General features: G+C 60.4%; 13 protein-coding genes and 2 pseudogenes. 12 read left to right on the forward strand and 3 right to left on the reverse strand.

Going from position 1 to position 15,742, the window contains the following annotated elements; translation table 11 throughout:
- Positions 1 to 98: 98 nt before the first annotated feature.
- Positions 99 to 1,541: a DUF1254 domain-containing protein gene (locus ABE434_RS12690; RefSeq protein ID WP_346479085.1), complete on the reverse strand. Its 1,443-nt coding sequence runs from the start codon at positions 1,539 to 1,541 to the stop codon at positions 99 to 101.
- A 179-nt stretch (positions 1,542 to 1,720) separates the two neighbouring features.
- On the opposite strand from ABE434_RS12690, the gene ABE434_RS12695 reads away from it, so the two are divergent.
- The 8 genes from ABE434_RS12695 (at position 1,721) to ABE434_RS12730 (ending at position 10,487) form a co-directional block, all read left to right on the forward strand.
- Entirely contained in the window at positions 1,721 to 3,199 is a 1,479-nt protein-coding gene (locus ABE434_RS12695) for an aldehyde dehydrogenase family protein (protein ID WP_346479086.1), read from the forward strand.
- A 648-nt stretch (positions 3,200 to 3,847) separates the two neighbouring features.
- Positions 3,848 to 4,174 carry a DNA-binding protein gene (locus ABE434_RS12700; RefSeq protein WP_346479087.1) on the forward strand — a complete coding sequence of 109 codons (327 nt, stop codon included), beginning with the start codon at positions 3,848 to 3,850 and terminating at the stop codon, positions 4,172 to 4,174.
- A gap of 196 nt (positions 4,175 to 4,370) precedes the next feature.
- Positions 4,371 to 4,766: a hypothetical protein gene (locus tag ABE434_RS12705; protein ID WP_346479088.1), complete on the forward strand. Its 396-nt coding sequence runs from the start codon at positions 4,371 to 4,373 to the stop codon at positions 4,764 to 4,766.
- A gap of 115 nt (positions 4,767 to 4,881) precedes the next feature.
- Entirely contained in the window at positions 4,882 to 5,400 is a 519-nt protein-coding gene (locus tag ABE434_RS12710) for a hypothetical protein (protein ID WP_346479089.1), read from the forward strand.
- A gap of 35 nt (positions 5,401 to 5,435) precedes the next feature.
- Positions 5,436 to 5,813: a hypothetical protein gene (locus ABE434_RS12715; protein WP_346479090.1), complete on the forward strand. Its 378-nt coding sequence runs from the start codon at positions 5,436 to 5,438 to the stop codon at positions 5,811 to 5,813.
- Between the two features lie 383 nt (positions 5,814 to 6,196).
- Positions 6,197 to 6,733 carry a winged helix-turn-helix domain-containing protein gene (locus ABE434_RS12720; protein WP_346479091.1) on the forward strand — a complete coding sequence of 179 codons (537 nt, stop codon included), beginning with the start codon at positions 6,197 to 6,199 and terminating at the stop codon, positions 6,731 to 6,733.
- Positions 6,723 to 9,011: an AAA family ATPase gene (locus ABE434_RS12725; protein ID WP_346479092.1), complete on the forward strand. Its 2,289-nt coding sequence runs from the start codon at positions 6,723 to 6,725 to the stop codon at positions 9,009 to 9,011. The genes ABE434_RS12720 and ABE434_RS12725 overlap by 11 nt, the downstream gene beginning before the upstream one ends.
- Positions 9,012 to 10,487, forward strand: a complete 1,476-nt coding sequence (locus tag ABE434_RS12730) for a hypothetical protein (protein ID WP_346479093.1) — start codon at positions 9,012 to 9,014, stop codon at positions 10,485 to 10,487. It abuts the gene before it with no gap.
- Between the two features lie 80 nt (positions 10,488 to 10,567).
- Here ABE434_RS12730 and ABE434_RS12735 read toward each other — a convergent pair.
- Positions 10,568 to 10,766: pseudogene (locus ABE434_RS12735) on the reverse strand (thioredoxin-disulfide reductase); the annotation flags it as partial.
- Positions 10,767 to 11,130: 364 nt separating this feature from the next.
- Between ABE434_RS12735 and ABE434_RS12740 the strand changes: the two are divergent.
- Positions 11,131 to 11,568 (forward strand): hypothetical protein, encoded by a 438-nt coding sequence (locus ABE434_RS12740; RefSeq protein ID WP_346479094.1) that lies wholly within the window; start codon positions 11,131 to 11,133, stop codon positions 11,566 to 11,568.
- Positions 11,569 to 11,675: 107 nt separating this feature from the next.
- Complete coding sequence (locus ABE434_RS12745) at positions 11,676 to 11,900, forward strand: hypothetical protein (protein ID WP_346479095.1); 225 nt, start codon at positions 11,676 to 11,678, stop codon at positions 11,898 to 11,900.
- A gap of 23 nt (positions 11,901 to 11,923) precedes the next feature.
- Here ABE434_RS12745 and ABE434_RS12750 read toward each other — a convergent pair whose 3' ends face one another.
- Positions 11,924 to 12,112, reverse strand: a complete 189-nt coding sequence (locus tag ABE434_RS12750) for a hypothetical protein (protein WP_346479096.1) — start codon at positions 12,110 to 12,112, stop codon at positions 11,924 to 11,926.
- Positions 12,113 to 12,432: 320 nt separating this feature from the next.
- On the opposite strand from ABE434_RS12750, the gene ABE434_RS12755 reads away from it, so the two are divergent.
- Together ABE434_RS12755 and ABE434_RS12760 are read left to right on the forward strand one after the other, a co-directional pair.
- Positions 12,433 to 12,891 carry a hypothetical protein gene (locus tag ABE434_RS12755; RefSeq protein WP_346479097.1) on the forward strand — a complete coding sequence of 153 codons (459 nt, stop codon included), beginning with the start codon at positions 12,433 to 12,435 and terminating at the stop codon, positions 12,889 to 12,891.
- Positions 12,892 to 14,765: 1,874 nt separating this feature from the next.
- A pseudogene (locus ABE434_RS12760) lies at positions 14,766 to 15,518 on the forward strand (site-specific integrase); the annotation flags it as partial.
- Between the last annotated feature and the right edge of the window lie 224 nt (positions 15,519 to 15,742).

Here is a 15,742-nt window from a genome sequence, read left to right on the forward strand (position 1 = left end):
CCGCAGGCGCTGAGCATCATGCCGCTGGCCAGGGCAAGCAGCATCCCGATTCCCGTAGCCGATCGAATTCGATGGTGGTACATGCATCTCTCCTTGAATCAGGGGGTCGGGTTCTGCACCGGCTGCAGGGTCGGCAGGTTCCACTTGCCTTCGATGGCGGCGCGACTCGGGCCGTAAACACGCCCGACCGCGCTGTAGGGGCCGGCCGGTGCCGGCAGCCAGTTGCTCTCCTTCTCCTTCCCGGGAGAGGCGTGGCCGATATACAGCGTCAGCCCGCCGTCGGCGTCGTACTTGAGTCCGGGGGTGCGGTCACCGATGGAGTAGCGTTTCAGGTCGTTGGCATACAGGAAACGGTCCGGCAGCGCGTACAGCGTGACCGACCAGAAGAACTTCGCCGGGGGCAGGGCGTCCTTGCTGAAGTGGATCATCGACAGCGCGTTGCCGTCGCCTACATACCCGCCGTACCAAGCCTCCTCGATCGAATTTCCATACAACCCCTTCTCGGCCCCGATGGCACGGGTGAGGTAGTCGTTTTTCAGGAACGCGCGCGAGCCGAACAGGCCATTGGACGAGAGCGTGGCCTTGGCCTTTTCGGCCATCGCCGCCTTGGCATCGGTGACGCCGGCATCGATGGCGGCCAGACGGGCCGGGCTCAGCGCAGTGGCATCGAAAGGCTGCCCGGGACCGATACCTATCTTGGCGAAACGCGCCATCAGCCCGGCTTCGTCCGGATTCGTCGGCTGGGTGAACTGCAGCAGGAAATTCAGATAGCGGATGAAGTCGTGCGAATGCGCCTTCTCGGCGTCATACGGGGGGAACTCGATCTGCGCAGCGGCTGGAGGCGCCGGGGTCTTCAGGTAACTGCTCAAAGGCTGCAGCTTCATCCCTTCCTGGATCTTCTTGACGTTGGCGATGTCCCCAGGGCTGTTCAACGCGGTGCGGGTGAGCGTGAGGACCAGCGAGGTTTCAGATGGAAACACCTCTTTGATGCCAACCGGCTTGTCGCCTTTCCAGCCCGGCCCGGCAATCAGATAGCTGCCCGCCCCGTTGCCGGTCGCGCGCGAACCGATGTAGGCAAAGTTGTAGGTGAACAGGTCCACCCACTGCTGCACGTAGTAACGCCCCTCGGGCACCTTGGGCACGGTCACGACCCAGGGTTCCGCGCGCAGATCCAGCCAGGCCCAGGAGTAGGGCGTGTCGTTGTTGGGCGTCACCACGTCGTGGTTGTCCGGCGTATACAGCTCGGAATAGTGCCGGAACCTGCCGAAGCCGCCGACGTACTCCGGGGCGTCGGGCGAGGCCACCTGCTTGTAGAGCGTGTTGTAATTCTCGAGCATCGCAAACGCATAGATGTAGGCCTCCTTCGCGATCGCGCGCGCCTCGGCCTGATCCTGGTCGTCGGCTGCAGCGGGGCGGGTCTCCGGTGACGGCGCTGGCGCTGCTTCCGAGCGGGCAGGCGGGTTCTCCTGGCGCTGGCAGGCGGGGAGCAGCATGATCGACATCATCAGCGAAATCGAGGACACGCAAGTCATCAGGCGCATGGCAATGGGCTCATAAGGTTCCATGACCACTGTCGTCTGCATGCCGCACCGCGACAAGCGCGTATCCACTGTCCTGCGGTCAGTATTTCTACTGAAATGCCCAGCGTCCATGCGAAACACACCTGATGCTTCCGTCCCGAACGCGCACTGAACCAACGAGATCCAGTGAACCTCCAGTGATGCGCATCGCTGAAGATTTCACGGTGGAGGAACCGCACGACGACGACCCTCTATGGACCTCCTTTTGCAGTGCAGAGTCTCTTTCCATGCCCAACAAGCAACTGACCACGATCAATCCGCTGACCGAGGAAGTGGTCTCTACCTATTCCTACATGTCTGACGCCGAAGCCGCCGCCGTCGTGAAAGCAAGCCATGAAGCGTTTACGCAATGGCGTCTGCGCAGCCTGGATGAGCGAGCAAAGGTGATCGCGGGCATCGCCAAGGCACTTCGCGAGCGCAAGGAAGAATTTGCACAGCTGATGACCGACGAGGTCGGCAAGCTCATTGAAGACAGCCGTACTGAAATCGAGCTGTGTGCCGGTATCTGTGACTACACCGCCAAGCAGGGGCCTGTCGTCCTCGCCGACGAGGAGCGCGATGTCGAAGGCGCCACCGGCATCGTAACCCACGCGCCGATCGGCGTGGTTTACGGCATTCAGCCGTGGAACTTCCCGGCCTACCAGGCGATCCGCTATTCCATCGCCAGCCTGATGGCAGGCAATGGCGTTCTCCTCAAACACGCCGAAAGCTGCACCGGCAGTGGACTGCTGCTGCGTGACATCTACGAAAGTGCCGGGCTGCCGAAAGGGCTGTTCGGGGTCCTGTTGATCAGCCACGATCAATCGAATGACATCGTGGAAAACGATCTGGTGCGCGCGGTGACCCTGACCGGCAGCGAGGCGGCAGGGCGCACCGTGGCCGCCAAGGCCGGCGCGGCCCTGAAGAAGACGGTGCTTGAGTTGGGCTCCAACGATGCCTATCTGGTGCTCGACGATGCCGACCTCGACCTGGCGGTGGCGACCTGCGTCAAAGGCCGCCTGTTCAACAACGGGCAGACCTGCGTCAACGCCAAGCGCTTTATCGTGACAAAGAAGAACTACGATGCCTTCGTCAGCGCTTATGCAACGGCGTTCGAAGCAATCCGGATGGGCGACCCGAATGCCGACGACACCCAGCTCGGCCCGATGGTCTCCAAGGCACAGCGCGACAAGCTGCACGAACAAGTGACCAAGAGCGTCTCGCAGGGAGGGCGTCTGGTGGTTGGCGGCGAGGTGCCAGACCGCACGGGCTGGTTCTACCCGGCCACCGTGCTGGCAGATGTAGCACCGGGGCAGGTGGCCTACGAGGATGAGCTGTTCGGTCCTGCAGCGGCCATCATCCGCGCCGAGGACGATGAGGATGCGATGCGCATCGCCAACGACAGCCGCTACGGCCTCGGCGGGGGCATCTTCAGCCGTGACGTGCAGCGCGCCCGGGAGCTGGCCAGCAAGTATTTCGACACGGGCATGGTGTTCATCAACACCTTCGACGTCGCATCGCCAGCGCTTCCGTTCGGTGGCGTGAAGGCGTCCGGCTACGGTCGTGAGCACGGCCCGGAAGGTCTGAAGGAGTTTGTCAACGTCAAGTCGATCAAGATTGCAGCTGCAGCGTCGGCTTGAGTTGAGCACAGGCGCCGCGCGAGTCGAGATTGCGCGTGCGCCTGATGTTCGAGCCGGGCAGGGAACTCACCAGCGGTACGATTGAGGCGGTAAGCTTCCCCCAGCTACAAGGGGAAGCTCATGCTCAAAAGGATTTCAGCAGGATTGCTGCTTTTTTCGCTTGCCTGGTCTTCGCAGGCTCAGTTGCACTCTGCAACGGGCCCCAGACCCAAGCCGTTGCCTACGGCGCCCAAGGCTGCCTACAACTCGATGTCAAAGAGCACCACGCCCTTCAACTGCCAAGAATTGGCATGGCTGAACCACCCGCATCCCAGCATGAAGGCGTACTGCGAACGCGTTGAGGCTCTCAGTCTGTCAGCTGAGGCCCAACGCGCTGGGCGGCCGGGTCCTTCGGACAACGTGATCAACCTGCCTCCCTTGGGGTCAGACGCCTCCAAACGCTCGGGAACCGCATGTATCGGCGGTCAAGCGTTCCGAAAGCTCCCGAATGGATGGGAGCAAATCCATGCTGCTGGTGGTTGGCAGCGTTGCCGGGAGCAGTAGCTGTGGCATGGGCCGCCCTCCCCTTGAAGCGTCGTAGTTCCGGTAATTCTACATTATCGGAACACCAGCCCAAATTCGTTCCTTTCCGGAGTTGGAGATGTCGCCTTGGCCCGCGGCCTCACCGAGCTGGACGTCCACCACGCCGCCGACGACCTCATCGCCGGCGGCGGACGCCCCACGGTGGAGCGCATCCGTGCGCATCTGGGGACCGGCTCCCCCAATACCGTGACCCGTCACCTGGAAAGCTGGTGGGCCAGCGTTGGCGCACGCCTGCGCCAACGCGCCCGCGAGCAGGGTCGCCCGGATGTGCCCGCGACCGTGGATGCGCTGGCCCAGCGCTGCTGGGCCGCCGCCTTGGAGGCCGCCGAAAAGCACGCGCAGGCGCCATCGCCGGCGAACGCGCCGACCTGCATGCGGCGCAGGCGGCCCTGACCAACCAGCAGGAGGCGCTCGTGCACGAGCGCACCCAGACGCTGGAGCAACTGACCCGGCCCGGCAACAGGCCCAAACGGCCGAGGCCACCGCCGCAGCCCTGCGCGAGCAGCTGCAACAGCTACACGACCAGCGCGACGATTTGCGCCGCCAACACGACGGCGCCTACACGCGCAACGAACACCTAGAGCGACAGTTGGACGCGCTGCGCAACGAGCTGGCGCAGAAAACCAACCAGCACACCGCCGAGCGCGATGAACTACTGGCGCATCTGCGGCCCACTGAGGACCGCGCCCTGGCCGAGGTGGACCGAGCACGCCAAGCCCTGCAGCAGTTCCAGCACAGCGTCAACACGAAAACTCGTCAGCACCAGCGGGAGCTCAGCGAACTAAGGGCGGCACGCCAGCAGGCCGAACAGGCCGGCGTCCAAGCACTGCGCGAGCGGGACATCCAAAGCGCGCTGGCCAGCGCCTATGCCAGCCAGCTCGAGCGCCTGGGCGATCTACCCGAGCAGGTGCGCGCTGCACTCACACCGCCGGCAGCGCCCGCGCGAACCAAGGCAAAACCCGCCCGCAAGGCGCGCTCGGGGTAAGCCGATGACCGATGCGATAACTACTCCAGCTCGATCTCCCGCAAGCAGGGCAGGGCGGCAGTCCAGCCCCCGGATCCCGCTCGCCGCCATAGACCCATGAGGTACCTGATCCGTGATGGGTAACGCCCAGTTGAACCGGATCCCCAGCATCGAATTGCAGCTCTTCAAATGGATCTCGCTCGTCGATGCCGCCGAGATCCCCGACTGCGTTGAGCTCAAGCGCGCCGGCACCCGGATCTGGATCAAGCACGCGCGACAGCCGTTGGCCGGGCTGGGTGAGGCCGTTCCCGTGCTGAGCCTGAGCAATATTCAGCTCAACCCACGCCTCAAAGGCCGGGGTTGGCTTACCGAATTCGTTGAGCTGTGCGATACCTTGATTCCGTGGCCGGCCCTGTTCGTGGAGCGCGTGCAGAATGCCAGGCTGCCCGCATTCCTTAGACGCAAAGGATTTATCGAACTGCAGCACGCTAACTTTTATCGCCCGTCCAAGGCGTGGCGATCACGCCATGGCTGGTGGCATGACCAGGCCATGGCCGCACAGCACCATGCCGATCGTGCGCACGTACGGCCACTTTGGGACGACCCAGACGCAACCACCCACTTCATCGCACAACAGAAGGAGACACACCGATGACACCCGCAATTTCCCGACGTGCGCACGCAGCGGACATGACCATGCTCGTGCTCTTCATCGCGCTATTTCCTGTCATGTCGGCGCTGCATGCCCAGGCATCCAGCGAGCTGTATCACGTTCTCGCCGGAGTCCTATTGGGCGGGATTGCCGCGCTCAGCCACGCCTTGCTCCACGATGGGTTCGTGCGCTGGCGCCAAGCCGGCTTGGCGGGCATTGAACGGTCCCATTCGTTGCGGGCGCTGCTGCTGGGGTTGGTGTACCCCGTGCTAGGGCTGGTCAGTGGCGTGATCGCACTGATTGGTACCGGACCCAACGTCGGCCTGCACTACGCGATCGGTTTCGCGGCGGGGGGGGCGGTGATGGGGTGGCGCGCCAAGGCGGCCCTGGCGCACAAGCGAGCGCGGCGTCTTTGATGACGGCCATTGGCAATGGGAGTGGCCAGCGCGATCCCGGCCGTGTCCGGGCAGCGTGAAGAATTCGTTAGAACTGACTTCTTCCATGGTTCTAGAGGCGGCCGCAGCGTCGATCGCTGAACCAAAAAGGGTGTAGGGTGGAAGTCAGGATATCATTGATGCATCATTGACCGCCCCGACCACAACCGGCCTAGACTCCCATGCCTGCTACCCACTCCCGCATCGAGCAAGCCCTAGGCTCACCTAGTGATTTTCGCGGGCTGTTGGACCGTACGGACCTCGCCAGCCTCGCTGAGCGCCTGGAGGAGGCTTTGCACGGCAGCGCCGCAGAACTAAATAGCTTGGCGCGACAGCTTAGTCTGCTAGCCACAGCTCAGGGGGTAGTGCTGCAACCCAGCGCGGAGGTCACCGCAGAGCGCGAGGTCCCGCTGCACTTGGCCTATCAGGCGGGCGTGGTTGGCTTCGCCCAGCTTGTGGCGGCGCAGGCCGCATCAAAAAGAGCTCCGGATAGGGTTCAGGACATCGCACGCAGCACCCCGCTCGCGCCCTACATCGCAGAATTGCAGAGGGGCGGACAGACCAATAGTCGACTGGCCGAGCTCACCGGTGAAACTGAGGAGACCGTCTCGAGAAAACTCAAGAAACTCCGGCGGCACGGCATCTCAGCTTTCCGCAGGGACGGGCGCGTCACCACCAACTACTTGACACCACTGGGTCGAGCATTGGCAGACATCAGCAGTGAACCAGCGCTTCAGGAGGCTGGGCAACAGTCGCAAGCAGCGGAGTCAAAATTGATCAAGCAGGTGCTCGTGAAACAAATGGAGGCTCGCGTGCAGCCAGATCCACATCTGCGTGATCTGGCGATCCTTGGTGCCGATGCGGAGAACAGCGATGCTCCGAGGTGTGCCTATGGACGGTGACGCATCCCGTGGCAGGATCGTAACCTTCTACTCATTTAAGGGCGGGGTCGGACGAACGATGGCGCTGGCCAACCTCGCTTATCTTGCTGCGTCCCACCATAAGAAGGTGTTGGTGATGGACTGGGATCTGGAGGCCCCAGGTCTGCTGTATTACTTCCGCGGCTTGAGCAACCCTGAGGTGATGGAAACAGCCAAGCACTCAGAGGGTGTCCTCAACGTCATGTGGGAGTGGTACCGGTCGGTTGAGAAGCTGTCTGACTCCGAGGAAATGGACGCATTGATCGAAGCATTTGCTGATGGAGCAAGATTCAGCCAGCGCGTGCACCCTATTTCAGACCCTCAAGCCATTTCGTTTGCTGGGGAGCTGCATTACATGGGTCCAGGCTCGCCTCGGGTTGAGGTCGGCGCTGATGGAAGCGTTCCCTACAGCCAGGCGTTGAGCTCGTTCCCATGGCAGCTTCTGTTTAAGGAGAGCGCAGGTGGCGTGCTGATTAAGCTGTGGAGACGTTGGGCAAAAGCTAATTATGACTTGGTCCTGATCGACAGCCGGACAGGCTTGGCCGACGTTGCTGGACTTTGCACGATGCAGATGCCCGATGAGGTGGCGCTGTGCCTTGTGTTAAATCGACAGAATATTGATGGCACCGGCAAAGTGGCGGCCTCCATCCGCGAGGCGCGCGGGAACAAGGTCGGACTTCGCGCGATCCCGATGCGAGTGGCTCGCGCCGACACGTCCGAAGAGAGCGATGCACGTGCTCGGGCGCTGGCGGTCCTCGCAAAAAGCGGAGCTTTTACAGCCGAGGAAGTGACGCGCGATTTCGCCCAACTGAGCGTGTCTGCCAGCGACAATGTGCCATTTTACGAGACCTTGGCGCCATTTTCAGCGCAGGATGCCGCACTGGATCCCCTCACGCTTAACTACTGCAGACTGGCGTCAGCCATTCTGGATGAGGAAATAACTCCGCCACATATTGGGGACGACCTGCGGATGCAAGTCAGGCGCCGGCAGGGGCATGACCGGCGCAGTGCAACAATTGACTACGTGAACAAACTTGCAGCTGCGGAGCCCGCGCGCACAATCACAGAACTCTCCCGCCTAGTTGACTCAGCCTGGGGCTTCGTGCATGACGAGGAGGCGCTGGACTATCGCTATGTCGCAGCATTGGTTGAGTTGGCTGCAGAATTGGACGATCCGGAATTCGAGCCGGACATTGGCTCGGTTCGTGAGAACCTGCGCCAGCTCTTACGCCGACTGTTCAATGACAATCCCGCCGAATGGCGCGAGACGTACTTGCTTTTGCTTGAGCGGCTGCTCAGCTCAGCAGGCGGAGCTATTGATGCCGAGCTTTCAGAAGTGGGGCTGCTAGAGGAAATCGACTTCGCTCTGAGCGACAGCTCGTCTGTGGATGACGTGGTTAGACGCCTTGAATTTCGGAACCGGGCCGCCTGGATGGCTTGGTATCAGTGGAGTAGTGAAGATGCAACGCGCCACTCCGTAGAGGAGATTCAAGAGCTGGTGCGCTACGCAGAGGACATGGATCCCACGCCTGAGCAAACAGCAAGCTTGGCTGTGATGATGGCAGAAATGGACGTGCTGCTTGGAGAGGTCGCGCTCAAGAACGCTCGACCGCAGGAGGCGCTAGGGCATTTCATTAAGGCTACAACTGTCGCCGGGAGCAATGACAGGGAGTGGGATACTGCAAGCAGCGATGCGCGTCGCGTGGCGGCGAACGCAAGTATGAGCATCGCCCTTCGTTTCAACGATGATCTTGTTGATCCCGCTACGGCTGCACAGTTTGCACTTAAAGCACTCGATGCCCAGCCGGCCATTGTCATGAACGCGGTACGCTTCCAGCAGTTGTGCGCTCTGTTTTCATCGCCGACCGTATCGGACGCGCAGGCGCATGCCTTCGCCAGCAGGTACTTGGAAGCAGTGCATGACCGGCCGGGACGCGGGCCACACGCTGGAACGCTAGGATTGAGGCTGGCATTCGTCCCCCAGACTATTGAAAAACTGCGCTTGTTGACCACCAAGCTACGTGCCAGCCAAATGGCGAGCATCGTGCAAGCTGCCATGAGAATCATAGATGCCGCGGCAATTCGGTCGGTGAGGTTGCGAGAGCCATCGGAGCCTATCAGCCCTGGGGTCATGCGCCTTGCTCAGGAAGTGATCGCGCGCCAAGGTCCGGAAGGCACCGAGGTTCTTAACGCAGCCATTCATTCCCTAATTGAGCGCGCGCGTATTTTTGACGATGCACGGAAGCCCAAGGAGCGGTAGGTGAAGCAGAAGGACGCCTGGGGAACGCCCACCAGCGTGGGCGAGTTGTTTATCCGCTACTGGCGATGGGCGGCTGACTGGTCCACCAGTGAACGACTCGCGGCCTCATTGGACAGTAATGATTTTCGCACTTTGGTGCGTGGCGCTCTAGCTAAGGATGACGAGGAAGACCTGCTAAGCACGCTCGGCAGAGTCATCCCTAGGCACGATGAGGCAATTGCCCGTCCACAGATCCTAGCGCTTTTGCAGGAGTTCGACGATGCATTTCTTCGAATACATCCTCGTTCGTTGACAGCAGCGGGGGAAACTCGCGCCAGCAGAGTTCCGGCCTGGCTTAGGCGCTACCGGGAACAACGCAACACCTACGGGATCTATGCAGAGAGCGGCGACTTTCGATTGCTGCCTCGGGGGCCACTGTGCCGGCCGCCTCGCGACGCTTTTGCGTCACATGCCGAAACCTTGGCAGATCGATTCAGTGCGCTGACCGTTTACACAAGATCGATCCGACATAAACAAATGGCACTCACGATAGACCATGTGGTTGTTTCGCTGAGCGCCACAGACGGGATCTCTCCCGTAAGGAGGCGCGGGCATGAGCGAGTCGTAAGTGTTCCCATGATGGAGCAGGACGCAGATTTGTCGCTTGAGTTACGCGAGACGGGCGGGCGAGAATACGTTAGCTACTCCCTTTCGTCGGACATCGATGTGGTAGACCGGTTGTCCCGCGCGGTGAGCGCGAGCGAGGGTGGCGATATACTAATTGCTCCAGAGTTTGCTGTGGATGCGACCGCGGCTGAAGAACTAGCCAAATACCTACAGCGTAACAATGCAATCGGCTATGGACTGATTGCGGCCGGTACCGGTGACTTGGCCGACCCTAACGGCGATTTTCCCTTCAACGAGATGCGGCTTATGAATGGTCTCGGGGTGGTCTTGTGGCGCCAGCGCAAAATTTGGCCTGCCTTCATCTCAGGTGACGTCGCGCGCCAGCTTAGCCTGCAACCCAAGTCTGATCAAATTTACGAGGCCTCAAGTAGCTGCAAAACTCTGGTTATCGCCGATGTGGATGCTCTAGGTCGCGTGATGGTGCTTATCTGTCAGGATTTCAAGATGCAGGCAGCGTCCTCGCTGATCGAGGACCTCCAACCGGACTGGGTTATCGTGCCTGTCATGGATAGCGGAGTCAGCGTCTCCCGATGGAGTCATCAGCGAGCCTTCGAACTGAGCGAGATCACGCAATCGCGGTTTCTCATTTGCAGCGGTCTTTCAATGGCCAAACGCATGAAATATGACGATCCAATCCAATGCTTGTGTGCGATGGGGCCCAAGGCTCCGTCTGATCCATTGGACCTGGAGCGCGCATTTACCGCAGAAGCAGCGAAGGGCGCCCATGGTGCTCGGTATGCTGAATTGACTTGGCGCGGCGCAGGCTGGCAGCAAAGCACGCTAAGCGCGGCACCGAGACGAGAGAGCTAAGTGATCCGGACAGCGGGCAGGCATGCCCCGAACGGGGCTGATGCTGAGATGATTTTTCAGGGCTCTTGCCGGCGGCAAAGTGAGAACAGCTCGTTCCGCATGATCTTCTCTGCCGTCAGGGTGCCGCAGCCAACCAGGTAGACCTTGCGCGCGACATTGGATAGGGAGAGGGACGTCCAAGCACGTGGCGGCGGCGCCGGCGGCGATGATCAGCGGGTCGCAGCTACACTCAGCGCTGCTGCCGATCAGCCTGGGCAGACGCTGGGAGACATCTGCGGTGCGGGTGAGGTGGAAGGCGACTCCGGCCTCGACGCGCTCGGCATGCACTGCATGCCCCTCATCAGATCCGGACCAGTCAGAGGTGTGCATCGATGACTGGAGGGCGGCTTCCGGCATGGACCTCGCAGCAGGTGAAGCGATGACTGAAAATAGCACTGAGAAGCTGCGGCAGCGGATACTCAAAGCCGAGTAACGCTGGCAGCAGCCGCGGCAAGACCCTAGCTGCGCGGCCAACAACCGGTTGTTGAGCGCCCCTAGGATTTTTCCTATTCCCAGTCGACGCGAGATCGGCGACACTCCACGCGGCACCAGGCTGCAGCGGTCTGATTGTTCTTAGGCGTCACTCAACCATTAAGGGGGACTTGTGGGCAACGGATACGAGCGGCGCGGTCAAGATTTTGCGGACGAGCTACACGAGCGAGCGCGGGAGTCTGCCTTCGAGTACCGCAAACATCTGATCTCCTTTTCCACCGCCGCACTTGCTGTGTTCTTCTTGGCGCTGACGACAAAGATTGAGCCCAAGCTTACCCAGCTTCAGCTCTACACTATCGCAGGCTCAGTTCTTTTCATGGCGGCTGCCACGGTGGCAGGCCTGTACTGTTGGCACGCCGACGCAACCAGAAACTACTACTGGGCTAAAGTCGAAGAGGGGAAGCAAACGCCTGATAGCCCAAAGTACGACACACTAGCCAAGACTTGGAAAGGTCGGCTTGAAACATCAACGACATTTCTGCGTTACTTCTTCGGTATTGGCATTTCATTCTCAGTCGTATATATGCTAGAGCGGGTATTTGAACGGTGACGCACGGAGTATAGTTCGAGCCGAACACGCTTCACGCAGCGGACTGAATAGGCTGCGCGACCCCCTGGTAAAACTTTGCACGAACTGCAGCTAAGAGGAAAATTAAAATGGCACTTACAATCGACCAGATAGTTCGCATTGCAGCTGCGGGTGGCGGCATGACGTTAAGTTCCAATGGCAAGACGGTCGATCAGGTTGTCCGCATTGCGGCTGCAGCCTCAAGGAAGCACGCAAAATTGGTAATTCGGAACACGCAGGGATATACGGTTGATCAGTTGGTGAGAATTGCTGCGGCAGGCGATGGATGCGTATTTTTCGATACCGAGTATTGAGCGTGGAACGTGGACGGAAACTCTCAGTCTGACGAGCCATTCAAGCCGCCGCCGCTTCGCGGCGCGGCCAGACTCAGCAACCGTCTTCTCAACTGCGATCGGTTGACCCTTGCAACCTCCGCCATGTCGGTACGACCAGGTGCATTGATGATCGTCAATGCCTTGCGAAAGCGCGACGTCAGCAAGATGTTGGCCGCGGAGCGATCAGCCATTCGACTTCCTCCCAACCTGGCGTCGGGTCGCCGGCTGAAACGCCATATGGGCCACGCAGTAGCGACAGCACCTCCGACAGCACTGGCAAAGGCATCCCAGTAGAGTCCAGCTGCCATGAAGGAAAGAGAAACAGCTTGAGTTCCCCAATCCACACGCCCAGAACGCTCCCAGATTGCAGGCACTGCGTCAGGGTGCGGCCATGGACGGCACTCGGGCTCAGTATCGCTTCGAACGCCGCCATATTGAGCCAATCCCGCGCGGCGTCCGCTCTGGCCTGAGCGGAGGCGTATGTTTCCGAAGGCATATGCCCGCGAATAGAATGCCTGCCTGGTACATGAACTGCTCATCGATCATCCGCTCAAAGACCAAGCTCAAGCGCTGGAACCAGTACCAGAGCAATGTCCAGACCGCGTGTAGTGACACCGTTGATTGGGTTCGCCCCAAGTACGTTCTTGACTACTACACCAGCACCACCATGGTCACGACGAAGCGTCAGCTTCCCATGCGGATACGCTGGCTCATGGTCGGCGTCGTTGCGCTGGCCGTCTTGCTGCTTGTCGTCAGGTGGTACTTCGCTGCCAAGATCGCTGGTGTAGAGGGCGGACGTCCACCGGCTACCGAACCGATCACGCGTGCGGCCGCAACTGCCGGGAGCGCAGCGAGGGTGGGTGCGGACGCGGCGCGCGTGTACGAAACGCCTACCGACTACGCGAAAGCACATCTGCCGCGCTTCGGAACGATGCCCGGGAGCGCGCCATTACCACCGATCCACAACTGATCTGCATGTCGAGCATGGAAGGTCTTGACGCCAACGGAAAGCGCTCTGAGGCGTCGTGTACGTGCATGACAGAGCAGGGCACCCGTTACGACCTCTCGCGCAGCCTGAGTGCCGCACCCTTGCGCGCCACGGGCCTGTCTACAGCCCGTATAAGCAGCAGCGCGACATGCAAACCAGTGCAGACTTGCCCGGTTCCGCCCAGGCTCAACCTGCCGCTGTTCCCATTCCTGCCATGCCGACAGGCGGCGACGCCATGATTAGCGTTGCAGAGCGCCCCATTCGCACGTTCCCCGAATCGGTCCAGAACCGATACGGGGGCGGATGACGTGACGCTGAGCTATCATGCCCAAAATTGCAGGGCGGGGGAGGGGCTTATGGCAATTCTCGAGTACAGCAAGGAAATCACGTCACTTGCCGTTGGCATCCTAAGTTTGCTTGGAAAGTGGATAGGCAAGCCTCGAATTTCCATGGCATGGGGCCAAAGAACATCAATCAGCCATATATTGCCTCCATTCACGGATGGTGATGGGAACATTACACTTCAGGCCCCCGTGCTAAACGTCAGCTCGTTTTACGTGCGCAATACAGGGAAAGTGCCGCTTACAGGCATTGTTATAGTCTTGAACTTCCCGCCTCAGTCATTCAACCTTTGGCCACCACGGCCATTTCATAACGAAACCATCGCCCATAATCGGATCGCGATCTCTGTGTCTACGTTGGCCCCGGGTGAGGACCTGTGGTTTGACATGGCTGCAGTACAAGCGGATGTGCCCTCAATAATCAGCGTGACCAGCAAAGAGGCCATAGCCCGCCCGATCCCGATGGCCCTGCTACCAATCGCTGCGCCATGGCGGATCCGGACCATTCAAGCGCTATCGGCGTCCGGAGTAGTAGCTGTCGTCTACGTCGGGTTGTGGCTGCTAACGGGGCTGCTAACCAATAACTGGAGCTGGCTCAGGGGCTTCAGCTAAGGCCGAGGGGTGTACGGGCATCGCCCCTACGGTGGCCGCGTCGCCCGCGCTTGGGGCGTCTCAGCGACCACCAGGTCATATCGCAGGGTTCAAGGCTGTGGGCCTCGGAGGTGAACATGCCCCCCCCCCCCCTGAAAGCCGAAACCGGTCCAAGGGCCGGTCATGTCTATGCGGTCGTGCGGATCCATCATGGTCATGCTGCGATCTCGTCCTTGTTGGGTTCCCGGGAAGGGAGGCAAGACTTGATCCAGAGCCAAACCCACGAAAGTCTGCCCATCATCCATTTCGCATAATGTATATTATGTAAAGACGCTAGGAGCCTGTACCTAGTCGGCACTGACGGTTGTCGGTGTTCCTAATTGATGTCCTTTTGTTCCTAGATCGCGCCCCCTATTGAATTCAAAGGCTTTTTTTCTACCCAAAACGCCAGCCGGGACATCAATTAGGAGCAAATCATCGTCAATAGTGATCCTAATTGATGTCCCGAGATGGGCTCTGGCCGAGCCAGTGTTCCTAATTCGTGTCCTGCGGTGAGCTCTTCTTAGCTCTCTGCTTGGAGCTTGTCTTCCGTGGGCGAGCGGTCACCTGGCTTTTCCTAAGCGCAGTCTCTAGATCCGCCGGCAAGTTCTGGAGCTTGGCCAGCTGCTCTTCTAGAGCTGCACATCGGCCCCGCTGATTGTCCGCCGTTTGTACTGCCGCCGCAGTGGCTGTGCGTGCCTTTTCGAGGTTACCGCGCATCTCTGCTTCAATCGACGCATGTCTTTTCAGTGCGCTGGCTAGCTGCGCCTGCAACACCTTGCTCTCTTGTCTAGCGCGATCAAGATCACCCAATGCGCGGTTTTCGACAGATCTGACGTGCTCAGCCAGGCTCTCGCGCTCAGATCTGGCTGATTTTTCAGTCTGGCCAAGACCGGGCCGTTGAAGCTTTCGACCGTGGTCCAGCGCGTCGCAGTGCTCTCGACGGCACACAAGCTCAAGCGCTTGGCCAACCCCTGCTAACTGCCCAGCGTCCGTACGCTGCTAAGCCGGGCGCGGCGTGCTTCGGTCAAACGGGGCGAGCGCCCGACCAAGAAGACCGCCATTACTCGTGCCGAGCTGGAGGCCATGCTTGCCACGTGTGACGACAGCCTGGAAGGCCGCCGCGATCGCGCCCTGCTCTGCTTCGGCTTTGCCAGTGGCGGCCGCCGGCGCAGCGAGATCGCTGCCGCGGATATGCGGGATCTGCGCAAGGTCGGCGAGGACGGCTACATCTACCGGCTTGAGTATTCGAAGACCCAGCAGGCGGGCGTAACGGTGGATTCGACGCCGGACAAGCCCATCTTGGGGCGCAGTGCAGAAGCGCTCGCCGCCTCGCTTGCGGCGGCGGGGATCCAAGAGGGGGCGATCTTCCGCCGGAATTGGAAGGCTCGGGTAGGCCCTGCCCTCCTCCCTGGTTCGGTGGCGTCGATCGTGAAGCGTCGTCCCAGAATGGCAGGACTGGAGGGGGATTTTGGAGCCCACAGCTTAAGGTCGGGGTTTGTGACCGAGGCGGGGAAGCAAGGAGTGCCGCTGCCGGCAGTGATGGCGATGACGGAACACCGATCCGTGGCAAGTGTGATTGGGTACTTTCAGACGGGGGCGGCAGAGGATAATCCAGCTGGTCGTCTCTTGAAGTAGAACTTAGCCGCTATATGGCTCAAGTTCGCTAAGGGGTCAGGCATTGCAATGCCTGCTAAGAAAGGCAGGGCTGTAGGGAGGGAGGATAGGCTGCTACCACTCTCTCCCCCGAGCTGGCACCAATCAGGGCGACGTCCCTCGAGATTGAGTGAGGCAGTGTGGTGGGCTACTTCCAGGCAGGGGCGGTTGAGCGCAATCCGGCCGCCCGTCTTCATGAAGATGAT

This window comes from Stenotrophomonas sp. TWI1183 (assembly GCF_039673115.1).
GTDB lineage: Bacteria > Pseudomonadota > Gammaproteobacteria > Xanthomonadales > Xanthomonadaceae > Stenotrophomonas > Stenotrophomonas maltophilia_AA.

What these genes read in the sequence shown, in the direction of transcription:
- ABE434_RS12710 (WP_346479089.1), top strand. Translation starts at nt 4,882, where the DNA reads ATGGGTAACGCCCAGTTGAACCGGATCCCCAGCATCGAATTGCAGCTC.
- ABE434_RS12750 (WP_346479096.1), bottom strand. Translation starts at nt 12,112, where the DNA reads ATGGCTGATCGCTCCGCGGCCAACATCTTGCTGACGTCGCGCTTTCGC.
- ABE434_RS12715 (WP_346479090.1), top strand. Translation starts at nt 5,436, where the DNA reads ATGACCATGCTCGTGCTCTTCATCGCGCTATTTCCTGTCATGTCGGCG.
- ABE434_RS12725 (WP_346479092.1), top strand. Translation starts at nt 6,723, where the DNA reads ATGGACGGTGACGCATCCCGTGGCAGGATCGTAACCTTCTACTCATTT.
- ABE434_RS12755 (WP_346479097.1), top strand. Translation starts at nt 12,433, where the DNA reads ATGCCTGCCTGGTACATGAACTGCTCATCGATCATCCGCTCAAAGACC.
- ABE434_RS12695 (WP_346479086.1), top strand. Translation starts at nt 1,721, where the DNA reads ATGCGCATCGCTGAAGATTTCACGGTGGAGGAACCGCACGACGACGAC.
- ABE434_RS12690 (WP_346479085.1), bottom strand. Translation starts at nt 1,541, where the DNA reads ATGCGCCTGATGACTTGCGTGTCCTCGATTTCGCTGATGATGTCGATC.
- ABE434_RS12745 (WP_346479095.1), top strand. Translation starts at nt 11,676, where the DNA reads ATGGCACTTACAATCGACCAGATAGTTCGCATTGCAGCTGCGGGTGGC.